The 19,420-nt window shown below is 70.1% G+C and carries 19 protein-coding genes; 11 read left to right on the plus strand and 8 right to left on the minus strand.

Annotated features, from left to right (window positions below; all coding sequences use genetic code 11):
- Window positions 1–7: 7 nt before the first annotated feature.
- Window positions 8–214, minus strand: a complete 207-nt coding sequence (locus tag Pka01_RS16560; protein ID WP_203883646.1) for a hypothetical protein — start codon at window positions 212–214, stop codon at window positions 8–10.
- Window positions 215–466: 252 nt separating this feature from the next.
- Here Pka01_RS16560 and Pka01_RS16565 point away from each other — a divergent pair, with 252 nt between their 5' ends.
- Window positions 467–661, plus strand: coding sequence for a hypothetical protein (locus Pka01_RS16565; protein ID WP_203883647.1), 195 nt, complete (start codon window positions 467–469; stop codon window positions 659–661).
- 244 nt (window positions 662–905) lie between these two features.
- On the opposite strand, the gene ychF is transcribed toward Pka01_RS16565, so the two are convergent.
- Window positions 906–1,994: a redox-regulated ATPase YchF gene (gene ychF / locus Pka01_RS16570; RefSeq protein ID WP_203883648.1), complete on the minus strand. Its 1,089-nt coding sequence runs from the start codon at window positions 1,992–1,994 to the stop codon at window positions 906–908.
- Window positions 1,995–2,125: 131 nt separating this feature from the next.
- Between ychF and Pka01_RS16575 the strand changes: the two genes are divergently transcribed.
- Complete coding sequence (locus Pka01_RS16575; RefSeq protein ID WP_373318155.1) at window positions 2,126–3,430, plus strand: DNA recombination protein RmuC; 1,305 nt, start codon at window positions 2,126–2,128, stop codon at window positions 3,428–3,430.
- 9 nt (window positions 3,431–3,439) lie between these two features.
- Complete coding sequence (locus Pka01_RS16580) at window positions 3,440–3,937, plus strand: DUF6542 domain-containing protein (protein ID WP_203883650.1); 498 nt, start codon at window positions 3,440–3,442, stop codon at window positions 3,935–3,937.
- A 66-nt stretch (window positions 3,938–4,003) separates the two neighbouring features.
- On the opposite strand, the gene Pka01_RS16585 is transcribed toward Pka01_RS16580, so the two are convergent.
- Complete coding sequence (locus Pka01_RS16585; RefSeq protein WP_203883651.1) at window positions 4,004–4,969, minus strand: 4-hydroxy-3-methylbut-2-enyl diphosphate reductase; 966 nt, start codon at window positions 4,967–4,969, stop codon at window positions 4,004–4,006.
- 88 nt (window positions 4,970–5,057) lie between these two features.
- On the opposite strand from Pka01_RS16585, the gene Pka01_RS16590 reads away from it, so the two are divergent.
- Window positions 5,058–5,930 (plus strand): DUF8129 domain-containing protein, encoded by an 873-nt coding sequence (locus Pka01_RS16590; protein ID WP_203883652.1) that lies wholly within the window; start codon window positions 5,058–5,060, stop codon window positions 5,928–5,930.
- Window positions 5,931–5,938: 8 nt separating this feature from the next.
- A complete protein-coding gene (gene xseA, locus Pka01_RS16595; protein WP_203883653.1) occupies window positions 5,939–7,141 on the plus strand; it encodes an exodeoxyribonuclease VII large subunit in 1,203 nt (400 codons plus the stop codon).
- A 4-nt stretch (window positions 7,142–7,145) separates the two neighbouring features.
- Here xseA and asnB read toward each other — a convergent pair whose 3' ends face one another.
- The gene (gene asnB / locus Pka01_RS16600) at window positions 7,146–8,990 is read right to left on the minus strand and encodes an asparagine synthase (glutamine-hydrolyzing) (RefSeq protein ID WP_203883654.1); all 1,845 of its coding nucleotides are present in this window, start codon (window positions 8,988–8,990) and stop codon (window positions 7,146–7,148) included.
- A 104-nt stretch (window positions 8,991–9,094) separates the two neighbouring features.
- Between asnB and Pka01_RS16605 the strand changes: the two genes are divergently transcribed.
- A complete protein-coding gene (locus tag Pka01_RS16605) occupies window positions 9,095–9,355 on the plus strand; it encodes an exodeoxyribonuclease VII small subunit (protein ID WP_203883655.1) in 261 nt (86 codons plus the stop codon).
- 90 nt (window positions 9,356–9,445) lie between these two features.
- Here the strand turns inward: Pka01_RS16605 and Pka01_RS16610 are convergent, their stop codons facing one another.
- Both Pka01_RS16610 and Pka01_RS16615 read right to left on the minus strand, forming a co-directional pair.
- The gene (locus tag Pka01_RS16610) at window positions 9,446–9,985 is read right to left on the minus strand and encodes a DUF4245 domain-containing protein (protein ID WP_203883656.1); all 540 of its coding nucleotides are present in this window, start codon (window positions 9,983–9,985) and stop codon (window positions 9,446–9,448) included.
- Between the two features lie 11 nt (window positions 9,986–9,996).
- Window positions 9,997–10,587 (minus strand): TetR/AcrR family transcriptional regulator, encoded by a 591-nt coding sequence (locus tag Pka01_RS16615; RefSeq protein ID WP_203883657.1) that lies wholly within the window; start codon window positions 10,585–10,587, stop codon window positions 9,997–9,999.
- Window positions 10,588–10,726: 139 nt separating this feature from the next.
- Between Pka01_RS16615 and glpX the strand changes: the two genes are divergently transcribed.
- Window positions 10,727–11,755, plus strand: coding sequence for a class II fructose-bisphosphatase (gene glpX / locus Pka01_RS16620; protein ID WP_203883658.1), 1,029 nt, complete (start codon window positions 10,727–10,729; stop codon window positions 11,753–11,755).
- 69 nt (window positions 11,756–11,824) lie between these two features.
- On the opposite strand, the gene Pka01_RS16625 is transcribed toward glpX, so the two are convergent.
- Window positions 11,825–12,481 carry a DUF1707 SHOCT-like domain-containing protein gene (locus tag Pka01_RS16625; protein ID WP_239115052.1) on the minus strand — a complete coding sequence of 219 codons (657 nt, stop codon included), beginning with the start codon at window positions 12,479–12,481 and terminating at the stop codon, window positions 11,825–11,827.
- Window positions 12,482–12,592: 111 nt separating this feature from the next.
- Here Pka01_RS16625 and Pka01_RS16630 point away from each other — a divergent pair, with 111 nt between their 5' ends.
- The gene (locus Pka01_RS16630) at window positions 12,593–13,774 is read left to right on the plus strand and encodes an MFS transporter (RefSeq protein ID WP_203883660.1); all 1,182 of its coding nucleotides are present in this window, start codon (window positions 12,593–12,595) and stop codon (window positions 13,772–13,774) included.
- A gap of 91 nt (window positions 13,775–13,865) precedes the next feature.
- Here the strand turns inward: Pka01_RS16630 and pdxR are convergent, their stop codons facing one another.
- The gene (gene pdxR, locus Pka01_RS16635; RefSeq protein WP_203883661.1) at window positions 13,866–15,233 is read right to left on the minus strand and encodes a MocR-like pyridoxine biosynthesis transcription factor PdxR; all 1,368 of its coding nucleotides are present in this window, start codon (window positions 15,231–15,233) and stop codon (window positions 13,866–13,868) included.
- Window positions 15,234–15,300: 67 nt separating this feature from the next.
- Here pdxR and Pka01_RS16640 point away from each other — a divergent pair, with 67 nt between their 5' ends.
- The 3 genes from Pka01_RS16640 to Pka01_RS16650 all read left to right on the plus strand — a co-directional run bounded on the left by Pka01_RS16640 (window position 15,301) and on the right by Pka01_RS16650 (window position 19,384).
- Window positions 15,301–16,266 carry a DMT family transporter gene (locus Pka01_RS16640; RefSeq protein ID WP_239115053.1) on the plus strand — a complete coding sequence of 322 codons (966 nt, stop codon included), beginning with the start codon at window positions 15,301–15,303 and terminating at the stop codon, window positions 16,264–16,266.
- 188 nt (window positions 16,267–16,454) lie between these two features.
- Window positions 16,455–18,107 (plus strand): fumarate hydratase, encoded by a 1,653-nt coding sequence (locus Pka01_RS16645; protein WP_203883662.1) that lies wholly within the window; start codon window positions 16,455–16,457, stop codon window positions 18,105–18,107.
- 98 nt (window positions 18,108–18,205) lie between these two features.
- Entirely contained in the window at window positions 18,206–19,384 is a 1,179-nt protein-coding gene (locus Pka01_RS16650; RefSeq protein WP_203883663.1) for a serine/threonine-protein kinase, read from the plus strand.
- The last annotated feature ends 36 nt before the right edge of the window (window positions 19,385–19,420 follow it).

Below are 19,420 nucleotides of genomic sequence, written 5' to 3' on the forward strand. Positions count from 1 at the left end.
GGGACGATCAGCGGCCTTTGACGCCAGGCGGAGCAGCTTGGAGCTTTTGGCGCCGCTTATCCCAGCAGATGAACGTGACGAACCACGCGGCATAGACAAGCGCAGCGGAACTCCACCAGACACCGCCGAAGAACGCCCACCCGAAAACGATCGGCATTCCTGCGATCGTGCCGAGGAGCAGGACCACGAAAGTGATCGTCTGGCGTCTGGTCACCGCGTGCTCCTTGACCGAGGGAACGAGTGGAGCTTACGGAGGTCTCCCGTCGACTTCTGACGGTCTACAGCCTCGGACGGATCTGGAACGGAACTGGACGCTGATCGCATGCGCCCTGGTTGTGCCATCTGGGCCAGCGACCGTACGGCCGGAGCCCTCCTGCCTTCTTAACCGGGCGCTACCTTCCAGTGGTGGAGACTCCTGCCACACTCACGGGCTCCGGGCCACGTGACAGTACTGTCTGGAGCCGTCGTGCTGGTGTCGGACCTACTAAAACTCGTAGGCAAGCTCCTGCTCGTTTTCATCGGTTTCGTTCTGGTCTTCATGGCCCTTGCCAGCGGGATGGGTTCGCTCGAGCTCGGCATTTGGGCGCTACTGCTAGTCGCGGCGCTTGTGCTGACCGTCCTGCATGACAGCCGGTCCAGGGCAACCCGTAACAGCAGATGAGTCGGCCTGTAGGCCGGGGTTCTGATCGCAGCGTTTCTCTGACCTGCGAGTAATCTCCGAGACGAGGCCCGGCCTGGGATTTCATGTTCCAGCAGTTGCCAACAGTTTCGGAGATCACTCACGCTCTGGCGGAACAGAGACGGAAGAAGGCCCCTCCCGCGCTCAGGCGGCCTTCTTCAGGGAGTGATCCGGACGTGCCCCCAGACGACAACTCAAACGCCTGACCTGGGGGAACGGGGTCGTTTCAGACGTTGAAGCGGAACTCCACCACGTCGCCGTCGCGCATGATGTAGTCCTTGCCCTCGATCCTGGCCTTGCCCGCCGCCCTGGCCGCGGTCATCGAACCGGCTTCGATCAGGTCGTCGAACGAGATGACCTCGGCCTTGATGAAGCCGCGCTGGAAGTCGGTGTGGATGACGCCCGCCGCCTCGGGCGCCGACGCGCCCTTGCGGATCGTCCAGGCCCTGGCCTCCTTGGGCCCCGCGGTCAGGTAGGTCTGCAGGCCGAGCGTCTCGAAGCCGACCCTGGCCAGCTGGGACAGGCCGGACTCCGCCTGGCCGACGGACTGCAGCAGCTCCAGCGCCTCGTCGTCGGGCAGCTCGACGAGCTCGGACTCGATCTTGGCGTCGAGGAAGACCGCCTCCGCGGGCGCGACGATCGCCGAGAGCTTCGCCCGCAGGTCGTCGTCCGTCAGTTCGTCCGCGTCGAGGTTGAACACGTACAGGAACGGCTTGGCCGTCAGCAGGTGCAGTTCGCGCAGGTCGGCGAGGTCGATCCCGGCAGCCTTCCCACCGGCGTACAGCGTCGTCCCGGTGTCGAGCAGCTTCGCCGCGGCCTCGGCGGCCTCCAGCAGGATCTTGCGGTCCTTGTTGTTGCGCGCCTCCTTCTGGAGCCGCGGGACCGCCTTCTCGATCGTCTGAAGGTCGGCGAGGATCAGTTCGGTGTTGATCGTCTCGATGTCGCGCGCGGGCGAGACGTCGCCGTCGACGTGCGTGACATCGGGGTCGCTGAAGACCCGGATGACCTGGCAGATCGCATCGGTCTCACGGATGTTGGCGAGGAACTGGTTGCCCCTGCCCTGCCCCTCGGAGGCGCCCTTGACCAGGCCGGCGATGTCGACGAACTCGACCTTGGCGGGCAGGATCCGCGCGGAGTCGTAGATCTCCGCCAGCCCGGCCAGCCGTGAGTCGGGCACGCCCACGATGCCCACGTTGGGCTCGATGGTAGCGAACGGATAGTTGGCCGCCAGGGCGTTGCCGCTCTTGGTCAGGGCGTTGAAAAGCGTGGACTTGCCGACGTTGGGCAGGCCGACGATGCCGATGCTCAGGCTCACGTTGGCCGAGTTTACGGGGCTGCGCCAGTGAGCAGCACATCAGCGCTCCAGCGTGCCCGCGGGCGCGCCCGGATGCGCGCGCCTCCACGTCATGGAAGGGACAACCTGGGATCATCCACACCGTGGATGTCATGGCTCTCGCACTCTGGCTGGCCGTGGGGCTCCTCACCGGGCTCGTGGTCGGCTTCACGCTCGGGCGGAGCCGTACGGCGCGTGAGGCCGCCGATTCCGCCGTCAAGCTGGCCCAGGCCCAGGCCCGGGCGCAGGCGGCAGAGGAGCGGATGGCCTACGTCGACTCCCAGCTTCCCGAGAAGTTCCAGGCCCTGTCCGCGCGGGCGCTCGACGTCGCCAACCTCCGCTTCCTCGAACTCGCGGAGAACCGGCTCAACACCACGCGGGCCGAGGCCGCCGGCGACCTCGACCAGCGACGCCAGGCCGTCGAGGGACTGGTCGCGCCGCTCAGGGAGACGCTGGCGAGGGTCGAGGAACAGCTCAGGGAGACCGAGTCGGGATCCCGGGCCGCCCGCGCCGAGCTGAGCAAGCAGATGGAGTTCGTCAGGTCGAGCTCCGAGCAGCTCAAGACGCAGACCACGGCCCTCGTTCGGGCCCTTCAGCGGCCCGAGGCGCGCGGCCGGTGGGGAGAGCTCCAGCTGCGCCGCGTCGCCGAGATCGCCGGCATGGCCAGGTTCTGCGACTTCGACGAGCAGGTGAGCGCCGCGACAAGGGACGGGCTCGTCCGTCCCGACATGGTCGTACGGCTCAGCGGCGGCAAGAACATCATCGTCGACTCCAAGGTGTCCCTGGCGGCCTATCTGGAGGCCGCGGAGGCCACCGACCCCGATCTGGCCTCGGCACGGCTCGACGCGCACGCCCGCCACCTCCGCGACCACGTGGACCGGCTGGCCGCCAAGACCTACTGGCAGGCGTTCAGCCCGTCACCCGAGTTCATGGTGCTGTTCATCCCCGGCGAGGCCTTCCTCGCGCCCGCGCTCGAGCGCGATCCCGCGCTGCTCGAGTACGCGATGAAACGGCGCGTGCACATAGCGACCCCGACCACACTGATCACGATGCTCCGCACCGCCCAGTACGCCTGGCAGCAGGCGGCCCTGAGCGAGAACGCCCGGGCGGTCTTCGACCTCGGCAAGGAGCTGTACGAGCGGCTGGGCAACCTCGGCAGGCACGTCGACGGCATGGGCAAGGCGCTGTCGAGGGCGGTCGTCGCCTACAACCAGACGGTGGGGTCGCTGGAGAACCGAGTGTTCGTCAGCGCGCGCAAGATGAACGACCTCGGTCTCGTGAGCACCACGCTCAATCCGCCCGAACTCGTCGAGGAGGTCCCCCGCCTCGTCGGGATACCGGAAGTGGATGGTGAAGAGCAGGTAAGCCACCCTCCATTCCCGCGCCAGAACGGTAAATTGACGCGAGACTTGTCGTAAGGGGGGCTCATGACAGGCACCGATCAGGCAAGGCTCAAGCTGACGGCCCGTGGCGCCGTCGCACTGCTCTTCATCGTCACGTTCCTGGGGCAGGTCGTCTCCTTCCCCGGACCGGCGTTCGTCGCCGGTTGCGTGGCTGCCGCCCTTCTCGTGCAGCCCCGTGACCTGCTGCCGATGGTCGTCACCCCGCCGCTGGTCTTCTTCGCGGCCACGACGTTCGTCGAACTCATCCGGTCGATCGGGGCCGACTCGATGCTGCAGACGCTCGGCCTCGGCCTGTTCACCGCGTTCTCGTCGGGAGCGCCCTGGCTGTTCGGCGGCTCGGCCCTGGCGCTGGGCATCGCATGGCCCCGGGGCCTGCCCGACAACGTGCGCGATCTCCGGCAGGACCTCGCCGCCAGGACCCCGGGCATCCCCAAGCAGCGGGAGAGCAGCGAGCAGGCCTACGCGCCCGAGCCGGAGGGCTACTTCGAACCCCGGGTGTACGGCAAGACCGGCGACGACTGAGCCCGCCACCGAACGACCCCGGGCAGGGCCCCGGACCGGGCCGGTCAGAGCCGCTGGAACTCGGGATCAGGCGGAGCGCAGATCGCGCCTCAGCTCGTGGGGCAGGGCGAACCGCATGCTCTCCTTGACGGACTCGACCTCCTGCACGTCGCCGAAGCCGGACTCCGCGAGCCGCGCGAGCACGCCGTCCACCAGTTCCTCGGGGACGGACGCACCGCTCGTGACGCCGACGGTGGTCACGCCGTCGAGCCACTCCTCCTGGACGAACGAGGCATCGTCGACGAGGTAGGAGGCTCCGGCGCCGTAGTCCTTGGCCACCTCGACCAGCCGCTTGGAGTTGGAGGAGTTGGTGGAGCCGACCACGATGACCAGGTCGGACTCCGCGGCGATCTCCTTCACGGCCGTCTGCCGGTTCGACGTGGCGTAGCAGATGTCGTCGCTCGGCGGGTCGATCAGGTTGGGGAAGCGCCCGCGCAGCCGGTTGACGGTCTCCGTGGTCTCGTCGACCGACAAGGTCGTCTGGGAGAGCCAGACCACCTTCTCGGGGTCGCGGATCTCGACGCCCTCCACGCCGTCGAGCCCGTCGACGAGCTGGATGTGCTGCGGCGCCTCTCCCGCGGTCCCCTCGACCTCCTCGTGGCCCTCGTGGCCGATGAGCAGGATGTCGTAGTCCTTCGCCGCGAAGCGCTTCGCCTCGTTGTGGACCTTGGTCACCAGCGGGCAGGTGGCGTCGATGGTCTTGAGACGCCGGTCAGCGGCCTCCTGGTGGACGCTCGGAGCCACGCCGTGGGCCGAGAACACCACGATCGCACCTTCGGGGACCTGCTCGGTGTCCTCGACGAACACCGCGCCCCTGCCCTCCAGGCGCTTCACCACATGGGTGTTGTGGACGATCTGCTTGCGCACGTAGATGGGCGCCCCGTACTGGTCGAGCGCCCTTTCGACCGCCTCGACGGCACGGTCCACTCCAGCGCAGTAGCCACGAGGCTTGGCGAGCAGGACACGGCGGGCCCGAGGGGTCTCTGAATCCATGTTCCTATGCTATGTGGAAGGCCAGCCACCTATTGACTCCGGTCTTGCAAGACTGGACGTCCACTGAAATATCTCCCCAGGAGCAGCGATGTCCGTCCTTAGAACCATCACCAAACCACTGCGCGACGCTCTGCATCGCCGCGACCAGCTCCGCGACAAGGCCAAGGACCTGCCCGTCAACGTTCTCCAGAGCGCTCTGAGCAGCGTCGGACACGCGCTGCTCCTCAGTGACCGCGTCCGGTCGACGCTCAAGAGGATGACGACGTCCGAGGAGAAGGAGACGGCAGAGACCCCGAGCTCCGCGACCGCCGAGCCCTCGGCCGCGCGCGAGGAGTCCGCCGCCCCGTCCGAGGAGGCCAAGCCCGCTCGCCGCGAGCCGGTGATCTACGCGCCGCGGCAGGAGAGCCCCAAGGCTCCGTCCGCCGAGACCGAGAAGGCGGCGGCCACGGCCGAGGCCCCCGTGGCCGAGGCCGAGCCGGTCGCAGCCGAGACCGAGCCGGTCGTGGCCGAGGCGGCCGAGACCGCTGCTGAGGCTCCGGTGAAGGCCGAGACACCGGTGACGGCCGAGGCCGCCCCCAAGACGGCGGCCAAGCGCGCCCCCAGGAGCGGCGCGGCGGCGGGGACCAGGACCACCGCGAAGCCGGCCACGAAGACCACCGCCAAACCCGCCGCCAAGACCACGCCCAAGACCGCGGCCAAGACCGGGACCGCGGCCAAGACCACGGCGAAGAGCGCTGCGAAGACGGCGGACGAGACCGCGACGGGCGGCGGAGTCGACACCACGGGGGAACCGCTGCCCGGCTACGGTGAGCTGACGATCGCGTCACTTCGCGCGAGGCTCCGGGGCCAGTCGATCGACCAGGTCCGGAACCTGCTCGCCTACGAGCAGGCCAACGCGGCCCGCGCCGAGGTCGTCCGCCTGTACGAGAACCGCCTGGCCAAGCTCGAAGCCCAGCCCTAGGAGCACATGTGACCGCGAAGACGTCACCGGAGGCACCGCTCCCGATCAGGTCGGTGCTGCAGATGGTCGCCCAGTGGATCGGCAAGCTGGGCACCATCTGGGTCGAGGGACAGATCACCGAACTGACCGCCCGCGGCGGCACGGTGTTCCTGACCCTGCGCGACCCGGTGGCCAACGTCTCCGCGCGGGTCACATGCACACGGACGGTCTACGAGGCGAGCGTGCCCCGGCCGGTGGACGGCGCACGAGTGGTCATGCACGTCAAGCCGGACTTCTGGGTCAACAAGGGCTCGTTCTCGTTCACCGCGACGGAGATACGGCCGGTCGGCATCGGGGAGCTGCTGGCCAGGCTGGAACGGCTCCGCCAGGTCCTCGCCGGTGAGGGCCTGTTCAACGTGGACCGCAAGAGACGGCTGCCGTTCCTGCCGTCCACGATCGGCCTGATCTGCGGGCGGGACTCCGCCGCGGAGCGCGACGTCCTGGAGAACGCCCGCCGCCGCTGGCCGGCCGTCCGGTTCAAGGTAGAGGCGGTGGCCGTCCAGGGGCCGTACGCCGTCGGCGAGGTCACGGACGCGCTGAGCAGGCTCGACTCCGACCGGGAGGTCGACGTCATCATCGTCGCCCGCGGCGGCGGCTCGCTCGAGGACCTGTTGCCCTTCTCCGACGAGTCGCTGGTGCGCGCGGTCGCCGCATGCCGTACGCCCGTCGTCAGCGCCATCGGCCACGAGCAGGACAGCCCCCTGCTGGACCTCGTGGCCGATGTGCGGGCCTCGACCCCGACCGACGCGGCGAAGAAGGTCGTCCCCGACGTCGGCGAGCAGCTGACGCTGGTCCGCCAGCTCAGGGATCGCGGCCGCCGCGTCGTCGGCGGCTGGGTCGAGCGGGAGCTGTCGTGGCTGGCCTCGGTCCGCTCCCGGCCCTCGCTGGCCGATCCGGTCCGGGAGCTGGACCGCCGGGCCGAGCAGGTGGACGCGCTGCGCGAGCGGTCCAGGCGCTGCCTCACCTCGTCCCTCGACCGCTCGTCCGACTCGCTCGAGCACCTGCGCGCCCGGCTCGTCGCGCTGTCGCCGGCCGCCACGCTGGAGCGCGGCTACGCGATCGCGCAGCGCGCCTCCGGCGAGGTGGTACGGCTGGCCCGCGACGTGAAGCCCGGCGACGAGCTGACGGTCCGCTTCTCCGACGACCGGGTGACCGTCGTCGCCAGGGACTGACGCCTCAGACGACGATCCGCGTCCCGTAGTCCTCCAGCCAGGAGTTGAACTGGAGCAGCCCCTCCAGCGCGGCCCTGGGGCCCTGGAGGCTGGTGGCGGCCACCGGCTCGGCGAGGATGGCCCGCACCCTGGCGGTGTCGACCAGAGGCTCGGCGGCGAACCCTCCGCCGTCGAGCAGCCGTGCGGTCTCCGCTCGCAGGGCCAGCTCGTAGCTGGGATCCTGCGTCGACGGGTAGGGGCTCTTGACGCGGTCGCGCACCGACACCGGCAGGACGTCCCCCGTGGCCGCCCGCAGAAGGCTCTTCTCCCGGCCGTCGAAGGTCTTCATGCTCCACGGAGCGTTGAAGACGTAGTCGACCAGCCGGTGATCGCAGAACGGCACCCTGACCTCGAGCCCGACGGCCATGCTCATGCGGTCCTTGCGGTCGAGCAGGATCTGGACGAACCGGGTGAGGTGCAGGTAGCTGATCTCCCGCATGCGCCGTTCCAGGCCCGTCTCGCCGGGAAGCACCGGCACCTCGGCCATCGCCTGCTGGTAGCTGTCGGCGCGGTAGGCGGGGATGTCGAGCTTGCGCAGCAGCTGCTCCTCGAGGAAGTGCCCCCTGCTGGTGTGCCCGGCGAGGCCCACGCCCGCCAGCCACGGGAACGTGCCGGCGTTGACGGCCTCGGGGTCGTGGAACCACCTGTACCCGCCGAACACCTCGTCGGCAGACTCTCCGGACAGGGCGACGGTCGAGTGGCCCCTGATCGCCTTGAAGAGCAGGTAGAGCGAGGTGTCCATGTCGCCGATGCCGATGGGCAGGTCACGCGCCCGCAGTACGGCGTCCCGCACGGCCGGGTCCATGAGATCGGCCGAGTCGAGGATGATGTCCGCGTGTTGTGAGCCGACGTGCCGCACGAGGTCGTGCACGTAGGGGGTGTCCGGCGTGTCACGCATCTCGTCGGGCTTGAAGTTCTCGGCGTATCCGGTGAAGTCGACAGAGAAGGACCGGACCTTGCCGTCGCCTTCCAGCGCCCGCGCGGCGAGCGCGGTCACGGCGCTGGAGTCGAGCCCGCCGGACAGGAGCGTGCACAGCGGGACGTCGGAGATGAGCTGGCGGGTGATGATGTCGTCCAGGAGCTCGCGGACGGTCCTGACCGTGGTCTCCAGGTCGTCGGTGTGTTCACGCGCCTCCAGCTGCCAGTAGCGCCGCTTGCTCAGTCCCCCGCGGCGGATCCGGACGATCTGGCCCGGGCGCACCTCGTACATGCCGCGGAAGACGGCGTTCTCCGGCGTCTTGACGAAGGCGAGCAGCTCACGCAGCCCGTCGGCGTCGACCACCGGCCGCACCAGCGGGTTGGCCAGGATCGCCTTGGGCTCCGACCCGAAGAGCACACCGGTGGGGGTCGGGTAGTAGTACAGGGGCTTGATGCCCATCCGGTCGCGGACCAGCAGCAGTTCCTCGCGCCGGGTGTCCCAGATGGCGAAGGCGTACATGCCGTTGAGTCGGGTGACGAAGTCCTCGCCCCATTCCAGGTACGCCTCGAGGACGACCTCGGTGTCGCTGGCGGTGCGGAAACGGTGGCCCCGCTGCTTGAGCTCGTCGCGCAGCTCGTGGAAGTTGTACGCCTCGCCGCTGTAGGTCAGGACGGCGATCGGCCGGCCGTCCTGCTCGGCGATCATGGGTTGGCGGCCGCCCTCGATGTCGATGATCGCGAGACGCCGGTGACCGAGGGCGGCGTTCGGAGAGAGCCACAGCCCTTCGGCGTCCGGCCCTCGGCAGGCCATCGTGTCCACCATGGCCTGCGCCGTCCCCCGTGCCTGCTGGAGATCTCGCTCATAGTCGACCCAGCCGCTGATTCCACACATCGTCGAGTCCCCCGACTTCGTCGTAGTGGTTAGCCGTGCTAACTGAAAAACGTTCAAATATGCAGTTTTATGCCCATATCGGACACTCAACATTCCGAAGCGCGATGGCCTCTAGGGTGGGGGACGTGGCTGAGGACAAGCAGACGCCGTCGTACGAGCAGGCCCGGGAAGAGCTGACCGAGGTCGTGCGCCGGCTGGAAACGGGCGGGCTCACGCTGGAGCAGTCCATCGAGCTCTGGGAGCGCGGCGAGAAGCTGGCCGCGCTCTGCGAGGAGTGGCTGCAGGGCGCCCGAGTGAAGCTCGCCGCCGCGATGGCGCAGCGCCAGGAGCCCCAGGCGAACGGATCCGACGAGGCGCCCTTCTGACGGGCGGCGCCTCGGCGCGGCGGGCCAGGGAGCGAGCCAGGCGTGCGGTGCCTCAGCCAGGCCAGGCCGGGGAGCGAGGCGTGCGGCGGCTCAGCCGGCCGCGGCGGGCCGGGTCTGGGGCGTGAGCGAGGCGGCCAGATCCGTCAGCTCCTGCCAGTCGGCCGAGCCGGTGACGACCACCGCGTGGGTCGGCTGGATCTGCACGAGAGATCGCTGGTTCTTGTCGGAGCGGAACCGCTCCTGCCAGGCCGTGCCGTTGATCTGACGGCTTCCCGTGACCTTGTCGGTGTTGGCCATCCGGTTGGCGAAATCGACCGGGGGCTGCTCGTTGCTCTGGGCGACCAGGGCGTGCATCTGCTTGCCGGTGGCGAAGCCCAGCCGCCAGGTGACGGTGGACCCGTCCTGGGTGAGCGTAGAGCTGTTGGGCACCCAGTTCTGCGGGACCTGCCGGGGCGCCTCGACGGGATACGACGCGGCGCGGACGGCGTTGGCCTGGTCGATCGAGTAGTCGACCCTCGGCACGTGCTGCGTCCCGCTCTGCGGCGTGACGAGCAGGAACAGCCCGACCGCGGCGAGGCAAACGAACAGGGCGAACGCGTAGCCGTAGAAACCCTGAGTGAATCGTCCCACGTGACGGCAGATTACCCGGTCGTGCGGGCGATGATGAGCAGAGCGTCCTCGGCCAGCTTGCGGGCGGCCTCGGGATCCTCGGAGAGAGTGACCTCCTGGACGACGGCGGAAAGGGCGCCGGTGACCACGATGACCAGGGTGTCCTCGTGTTCGAACAGCGCCGCCGTCCGCCGGGCCCACTGGCGGAGCCGATCACGCATGATGACCTCGAACCCGGGTGGGGCGTCACCCCGCAGGAAGAGGGCGGCGAGGTCGCGCTCCGCGAGGCAGCCGTCGAGGTAGGCCCGCGCTCCGGCGAGGAACAGGGGCATCGGCCCGTTCTCCCCGGCCGCCCGGGCGTCCTGGACCGCCTGCCGGGTCCGCTGGGTCTGACGGTGCTGGAACTCCTCGAAGAGCGTCAGATAGAGGTCGGCCTTGCCCGAGAAATGGTGGTAGAGGCTGCCCACGCTCGCTCCGGCACGCGCCACCACCTCGGTCACACCGGCCTCGGCGAAGCCGCTTGTGACGAAAATCTCCCTGGCGGCGTCGAGAAGCGCACCCCGCGTGGCGGCTCCACGCTCTGACGTGCGCACTGTTACCGTTCGCTCGGTGTCGCTGCTCATGACGGCGACGATATCCCGCCCCGCCTCCCCTGGGGCACTCCCGGACCAAATGGCCCTTCACCTGCGACGACAGGTCCAGACCAATCGGACAAAGCGGGGTCGGGGGAACTACGATCTCTCGTAGACGGGAAGGGGATCGATGTCCGACCACGTACCGGCCGCCCTGGCGACGGGCGAGCACGCACCCGACCGAAACCTGGCACTCGAACTTGTACGGGTGACCGAGGCCGCCGCGATGGCCGCCGCCCGCTGGGTGGGCCGCGGGGACAAGAACGGGGCCGACGGCGCCGCCGTCAACGCGATGCGCCAACTGATCAACACGGTCTCCATGCGAGGCGTGGTGGTGATCGGCGAGGGCGAGAAGGACAACGCGCCCATGTTGTTCAACGGCGAGGAGGTGGGCGACGGCACCGGACCCGAATGCGACGTGGCGGTCGACCCCATCGACGGCACCCGGCTGTGCGCCCTCGGCATGAACAACGCGATCTCCGTCATCGCCGTGGGAGAGCGCGGCTCGATGTACGACCCGTCCGCGGTCTTCTACATGGAGAAGCTGGTCACGGGCCCGGAGGCCGCCGACAAGGTCGACATCGAGGCGCCCGTCGCGGCCAACGTCAAGGCGGTGGCCAAGGCCAAGGGCGGCAAGCCGTCCGACGTGACGGTCGTCATCCTCGACCGGCCCCGGCACGAGGGCATCGTCAAGGAGATCAGGGAGACCGGGGCGCGGATCCGGTTCATCACCGACGGCGACGTGGCGGGCGCGATCATGGCGGCCCGCGCCGGGACCGGCGTCGACCTGATGCTCGGCGTCGGCGGCACCCCGGAGGGCATCGTGGCGGCCTGCGCCCTGAAGTGCCTGGGCGGGGTCATCCAGGGCAAGCTGTGGCCCCGTGACGACCAGGAGCGCGCCAAGGCCCTCGACGCCGGGCTCGACCTCAACCAGGTGCTGACGACCGACGACCTGGTCCGCTCCGACGACGTGTTCTTCGCGGCGAGCGGGATCACCGACGGCGAGCTGATGTACGGCGTGCGGTTCAAGGGCGGGGCCGCCGTGACGAACTCGCTGGTCATGCGGGGCCGGTCCGGCACCATCCGCAAGATCGAGAGCGAGCACCGGCTGTGGAAGCTCGGGGCCTACAGCGCGATCAACTTCGACACGGCCGTCTGAGGACGCGCCGGTCTGACGATCGCGGCGGCCCAAGAAGGAACGCCGCGGTCCGGGGGCGGAGGGCGGGCGTCAGGTCCGGCGGAAGAGGCCCTTTTTGGGGCGCCGCGGCGACTTGGCGACGACCTTGCCGCCCAGCACGAATCCCGCCAGTTCGATGACGGGCGCGTCCGGCGCGTGTCCGGTCGCGCCGGGCGGCAGCCGTACCTCGTCGCGAACGGAGCCCACCCGTGCCGACGGAGCGGTCACGATGCGCACCCCCTCGGGGACGATCAGCGTGACCGTGCCGGCCATGACCGCGAGCTGGACCACGACCCGGCGTGACTGGAGCAGGGCCTCGCACAGGTCCATGGTGACCCGGCCGCCCAGGGACGTCACGGGGACGTGTGAGGGGACGACCCAGCGGCCGCCACGGGTTTCGCTGCGGAAGAAGGCCGTCAACGGGCGGCCGTCCATGCGCAGCGGCTGGTCGTCCGGAGGCAGGAGATCCACGGTCAGCGCGGCGAGGTCGCCGAGCGTCCGGGCGGCGTAGGCCTGCGCGACCCGCTCCTCGTGCTCGGGATGGCTCAGCCTGCCGTCGGTCACCGCGTCCGTCAGGACGGCGATCACCCGCTCCCGGTCCGCGTCGGAGGCCCGCAGGTCCTCCGTGGGAGCCGTCTGCGGGCTCCGCGCGGCGATGAGGGCGGACAGGAGGTTGTTCAGCCGGGACTCGCGTGACTCGCTGCTCACATCTTCGAGACTAAACCGATTCGTCGGGTCGATCACCCGACCATTGACCACATGGTCCACGACTCCTAATCTGACGGAACTTGAACCCCCCTCATGTTCGCGGAGGCCTCGGTGCCCCAACCTCGCGACCGGCAGGCACGCCTCGCCACTTTCGCCGTCTTCTTCGTCCAGGGCCTCACGTTCGCCACCCTGCTCACCCAGGTCTCCGCACTTCAGAACAGACATGGACTGACTGACGGCGAACTGTCGATCCTGCTGCTCGTGGTCCCGGTCATCGCGGGAATCGGCAGCGTGGTCGCGGGGAGTCTCGCGACCCGGTTCGGCAGCCGCTGGATCCTCAGGTTCGTCCAGCCGCTCGCGTGCGTGGCGGTCGTCCTGGCCGGCGCCGCCCCCAACGTCCCGTCGCTCGTGGCGGCCAACGTCCTGTTCGGGCTCAGCCTCGGCGGGGTCGACGCCGGGATGAACATGCAGGGCGTCACCGTCGAGCGCCGGTACGGCCGGCCCATCCTGACGGGCTTCCACGCCCTGTGGAGCGCGGCGGCGGTCATCGGCGCCCTGTGGGCATCGGCCGCCGGCGGCATGGATCTCAGCCTGCCCGTGACGTTCGCGATCGCCCTGGCCCCCGCCGTGGTCATCTCCCTGATCGCCTCCACCTGGCTCTGCACGCCGGAGGAGGAGCACGTGGAGGTGGCGGCCACAGAGGCGGGGCCGGGCGTCCCGTGGAAGGCGATCATCCCGCTCTGCCTCGCGATGGCCTTCCTCTACGTGGGCGACGCGTCGATCTCCAACTTCGGCTCCGTCTTCATGGACAAGATCATGCACGCGTCGGCGGCGGTGGTGCCTTTGGCGCTAGGCGCCTACCAGGCCACCACGTTCGTCGTGCGGATCGGCGGCGACCTCGCCGTCCGCAAGTGGGGGCCCGCCATGATCGTCCGGCTCGGCGGCGCTGTGGCCACGCTCGGCTTCGTCGCGATCGTGCTCGCACCGTCGGAGCCGCTGGCCATCGCCGGTTTCGCGCTCACCGGGATCGGCCTGTCGGTCGTCGCGCCCCAGTCGTTCTCGGCCGCCGGCCGCCTGGACCCGGCGGGGACGGGCGTGGCGATCGCGAGGGTCAACATGTTCAACTACGTGGGCTTCATCGTCGGCGCGGCCCTGGTCGGCGGCATCGCGGACGCCTCCGACTACCGGATCGCGTTCACCGCGCCGCTGGTGCTCGCCGCCGTCATCATCCTGCTCGCCCGGGGATTCCAGCCTCGTACGGCTCCCGCCGAGGCGGCGCCCGCGGCCCCCTGAGACTGGCCCTGAGACGGGCCCGAGACGGGCCCGAGACGGGCCCGCGTTCGGGGCGGCCGATCCGCCCCGGGCGCGCCTTCCGCCTCACGGGTCATCCGACGCGCTCGGCGGCCTCCTCGACCGCCCGCAGGATGCGGTGGGCGGGCAACCGCGCGAACCCGATGACGAGCGCCGGGGGCCTCCTGCGCGCCCCCTCCCAGGTCACCGGCTCCACGCTCAGGCCGGCGGTCCTCGCCGCCTCGGCGACGGCCTCCTGCCGGCCGTCCGGCAGTTCGGCGTAGAGGTGGAGCCCGGCGGATATGCCGTGCACCGTGATCTCCGGGAGATGCTCGGCGAGGGCGTCCACCAGTGCGTCCCTGCGCACCCGGTACTCCCTGCGCATGCGGCGCAGGTGCCTGTCGTAGCCGCCCGACGCGACGAGGTGGGCGAGCACGTGCTGGTCGATGACGGGCGAGCCGAGGTCGAGTTCGCCCCTGGCCCGCCGTACGGAACCGGCGATGTGCGGCGGCGCAGCCAGCCAGCCGAGCCGCAGCCCGGGGGCGAGCGACTTGCTGACGCTGCCCGCCAGGACGACCCGGTCGGGGGCGAGCCCCTGCAGGCAGCCCACGGGCTCCCGGTCGAACCGGAAGTCGGCGTCGTAGTCGTCCTCCAGGATCAGCGCCCCGGTCCGCGACGCCCATGCGATCAGCTCGGCCCTGCGGCGGGGCGACAGGACGACTCCCGTCGGGTACTGGTGCGCGGGCGTGAGGAGGACGGCCTCGGCGCCCGTCCTCGCCAGTTCCTCGGCCACCATGCCCTCCTCGTCGACGGGCACCGGGATCAGGTCGGCCCCCGCGCGTGCCAGCAGCGGAAGCTGTCGCGGGCTCGTCGGGTCCTCGACGGCGAGGGCCACCCTGCGGCCCGCCCTCTCCGCCAGGACGCGGACGACCAGGCTGAGCCCCTGCGCCATGCCGGTGACGATCACCAGGTTCTCCGGAGTCGCGTCCGCGGCGCGCACGCGGCGCAGATAGGGCGCCAACTGCTCGCGCAGCGCGGGGACGCCGCCGGGGTCGCCGTAGTCGAACGCGTCGTTGGGCATCGTGGTCAGCACGTGCCTGATCGCCGCGAGCCACGCCTGCCGCGGGAACGCCGCCAGGTCGGGAGAGGTCGGCCGGTGCCCGTAGTACGGCGCGGCGGGCTCGGGGCCGTCTCCGGCGGCTCCGGAGGGCTGACTGGGCGCGGCCGCCACCCGGGTGCCCGCGCCGACCCTCGCCTCGAGGAAGCCCTCAGCGACCAGTTGCTCGTACGCCTCGACCACGACGCCGCGCGACAGCCCGAGATCCCGTGCGAGGTCCCTGCTGGCGGGGAGGCGGGTGCCCTGGGCCAGGCGCCCCGAGCGGATCGACTCTCTCAGCTCGCGGGCGACCTGTCCGGCGAGCCCGCCCGCGCTCCGGTCGAGGGCGAGATGCAGATCGGCCATTGGTACTCGATTCCACGGCCCGATTGGACCCGTTCAGTGAACCATTGGCTTCCTAACATCTCCACACGTGACTTCCCTCATCGAGACCAATCCCCGTCGCGCGACCATGCCCGCGGCGGCGGGCGCGGCGACGGCGATGTTCATGGTGGGCACGCTGGCCGGCGTCTCCGGGCTCATCGCCGGCTACCCCCTCTACGGCGGCCAGGCCCTGCGCTACGCGCTCGCCGCCGTGATCCTGCTCGCCGTCGCCCGGGCCCGCGGCCCCGTACGGCAGGCCAGGCTGGGGCCGTCCGCCTGGGGACTGCTCTGCGGCCTGTCCCTGACCGGGCTGGTGATCTTCAACGTGTGCGTGATCGAGGCGACCAGGGCGTCGAGTCCCGCGCTCGCGGGGACCGTCCTCGCGACGGTGCCGCTGGCACTCGCGCTCCTCGGCCCATGGGTCAGCGGGCCGGGGCCGTCGCGCCCCTCGCCCCGAGTGATGCTCGCGGCCCTGATCGTGGTCGGCGGAGCCCTGCTCGCGACGGGGTTCGGCAGCGGCAACCTGGCCGGCCTGATGTGGTCGCTGGGCGCGCTCGCCTGCGAGGTGTGCTTCTCGCTCCTGGCTCTGCCGCTGCTGCCCTCGCTGGGCCCTATCCGGGTGTCGGCCTACTCGACGGCGCTCGCCGTCCCGTTCCTGCTGGTCATCGGGTTCGCCGTGGACGGGCATGCCATGATCAGGACCCCGACGGTCCCCGAGGCGCTGGGACTGGGCTACCTGTCGCTCATCGTGACGACGGTGGCGTTCTTCCTCTGGTACGACGCGCTCCCCCGGCTCGGCGCCGACCGCGCCGGACTGTTCGCCGGGATGATCCCGGTCGGCGCGATCAGCACCTCGATGATCCTCGGCCTCGGCCTGCCGTCGGGGGCGGACCTCGCCGGCGCGGCCGTCGTCATCGCCGGGATCTCGCTCGGACTTCGGACGACCGGTTCGAACGCTCGTCGCGGATCTCGTGCAGCACGATCGCGAGCAGCGAGAACGCCAGCGCGACCATGATCCCCGCGCTGAAGAAGATCATTATCAGGACTGCGGTCCCCATGGCCTCCTCCTCGTGGCCCTCTGTACCAATTATCTCGTTTTATGCCTCTATTGACCTATAAATTGGATCAAAACCAGGGCGAAGCGGACCCGCGTCGGCAGCGCCGTACGCTGTGGGGAAAACGCGATGACGCAAGGGACCGAGGATGCCCGAGTTCGACTACACCGACCTGCTGCCGCTGGGCCCCGACGAGACCGAATACCGCCTGATCACGACCGAGGGGGTGCGCGTCACCGAGGCCGCGGGACGGAGGTTCCTGGAGGTCGATCCCGAGGCGCTGCGCCTGCTCACCGAGACCGCGGTCCACGACATCTCGCACTATCTCCGCTCGTCCCACCTCGCCCAGCTGCGGAAGATCGTCGACGACCCCGAGTCGAGCGGGAACGACCGCTTCGTGGCGCTCGACCTGCTGAAGAACGCGAGCATCTCGGCCGGCGGCGTCCTGCCGATGTGCCAGGACACCGGCACGGCGATCGTGATGGGCAAGCGCGGCAGGCACGTCCTCACCGACGGGCAGGACGCCGAGCACATCAGCCGCGGCGTCTACGACGCCTACACCAGGCTGAACCTGCGTTACTCCCAGATGGCCCCGCTGACCATGTGGGACGAGAAGAACACGGGCGACAACCTGCCCGCCCAGATCGAGCTGTACGCCGAGGACCCGGCGGGGCATCCGGACGAGTACAAGCTGCTGTTCATGGCCAAGGGCGGCGGCTCGGCCAACAAGTCGTTCCTCTACCAGGAGACCAAGGCCGTCCTGAACGAGAAGCGGATGCTCCAGTTCCTCGAGGAGAAGATCCGGTCCCTCGGCACCGCCGCCTGCCCGCCGTACCATCTGGCGATCGTGGTGGGCGGGACCAGCGCCGAGTTCGCGCTCAAGACCGCCAAGTACGCCTCCGCGCGGTATCTGGACTCCATCCCGACGGAGGGCTCCCCGAGCGGCCACGGCTTCCGCGACCTCGAGATGGAGAAGAAGGTCTTCGAGCTCACCCAGAAGCTCGGCATCGGCGCCCAGTTCGGCGGCAAGTACTTCTGCCACGACGTCCGGGTGATCCGGCTGCCCAGGCACGGCGCGTCCTGCCCCGTCGCGATCGCGGTCAGCTGCAGCGCCGACCGGCAGGCCCTCGCCAAGATCACTCCTGAGGGCGTCTTCCTCGAGCAGTTGGAGACCGACCCGGCGCGGTTCCTCCCCGACACGACCGACGAGCACCTGTCCGACGACGTGGTGCGGGTCGACCTCAACCGGCCGATGTCCGAGATCCTCGCCGAGCTCACGAAGTATCCGGTGAAGACGCGGCTGTCCCTGACCGGTCCGCTCGTCGTGGCGCGCGACATCGCCCACGCGAAGATCGCCGAACTGCTCGACCAGGGCGGCGAGATGCCGCAGTACCTCAAGGACCACGCCGTCTACTACGCGGGACCGGCCAAGACGCCCGAGGGATACGCCTCCGGGTCGTTCGGGCCGACCACGGCCGGGCGCATGGACTCCTACGTCGAGCGGTTCCAGGCCGCGGGCGGGTCCATGGTGATGCTGGCCAAGGGCAACAGGTCCAAGCAGGTCACCGACGCGTGCCGGACGCACGGCGGCTTCTACCTCGGCTCGATCGGCGGCCCCGCGGCCCGGCTGGCGCAGGACTGCATCACGAAGGTGGAGGTCCTGGAATACCCGGAGCTCGGCATGGAGGCGGTCTGGAAGATCGAAGTGGTCGACTTCCCCGCGTTCGTCGTCGTAGACGACAAGGGTGGCGACTTCTTCGCCGACACCACCGGTCCCGTCCTTACCATCGGCCGGCGCTGACCTGCGATCGGCAAGTCAGAACATTTGACAGAAGATCTCAACAATTTCCCGGCATGGTCTCTACAGGTCATGTGGCACGAATCGGTAAGCTGCCACCCATGCGTGCGCCGTCCGGATACCAGTTAGCCGCGCGCTACCGGCTCGTGGAGCCGGTCGGCCGCGGCGGCATGGGCACGGTTTGGCGTGCGCGCGACGAGCTTCTCGACCGCGACGTGGCTGTCAAGGAAGTCCGGCTGCCCATGGTCCTCGACGAGGACCTGCGCGCCGAGTTGTGCGCGCGCACCGAACGTGAGGGCCGGGCCACCGCCAAGGTGGCCCATCCCTCCGTCATCACGGTGTTCGACGTCGTCACCGAGGACGAGCGCCCGTGGATCGTCATGGAGCTGCTCAAGGCCCAGTCCCTCGAGGAGATCATCAAGCAGGAGGGCCCGCTCGACCCGCGCCGGGTGGCGGAGATCGGCAGGCAGGTGCTAGGCGCGCTGCGCGCCGTCCACGCCAAGGGCATCCTCCACCGTGACGTGAAGCCCAGCAACGTGCTCGTGACCGAGGACCGGGCCGTGCTGACCGACTTCGGGCTGGCCGCGCTTGAGGGTGACGTCTCCCTCACGCAGGCGGGCATCGTGCTCGGCTCGGCCGGTTACATCGCGCCCGAGCGGGTCCTGGGCGACAAGGCCAGCCCCGCGGCCGACCTGTGGTCGCTCGGGGCGACGCTCTACACCGCGGTCGAGGGTCGCGGCCTGCACGGCCGCCGTTCGGCCGCCGCCGCCCTCGCGGCCCTCACCAGCGGTGCGCCGATCCCCATGGAGCGGGCGGGACCGCTCGCTCCGGTCCTTCGCGGACTGCTCCAGATCGACCCGGCCGCCCGGCTCGACGCCGTACGCGCCGCGGTGCTGCTCGCCAGGATCGCCGCCGGCGGGAGAGGCGACGAGCTGAACCTGCCGCAGCAGCACCGGCCGGTCCGCCCCGCGGGCCCGGCTCCGGCTCCGGCCGCGCTTCCCGGCGCCTCGCGCAAGCCCCAGCACCGGGGACAGCACCGGGCCGAGCCCCGGCCCGCGCCGCGCGTGGCCCCGCGGAGCTACCCGCGGGACCCGCAGGACTCGGGTCCGCACCAGACCAGGAGCCACCCGCAGAGTCCGCGCCGCCCGTCCGAGGGAGTCCACCGCAAGCCCAGCGGGCCCGCCAGGCACCATGGCGTCGGCGTTCCGGTGATCCAGCGGCTGGTCCAGGTCATCGTCATGGTGCTGCCGCGCCGCTACCGGCCGAAGAAACTCAAGTGACCGGAAAGCGCCGCTCAACCGAGAATCGCTATCTTT

The sequence above is a fragment of the Planotetraspora kaengkrachanensis genome (genome assembly GCF_016862895.1).
Lineage (GTDB): Bacteria > Actinomycetota > Actinomycetes > Streptosporangiales > Streptosporangiaceae > Planotetraspora > Planotetraspora kaengkrachanensis.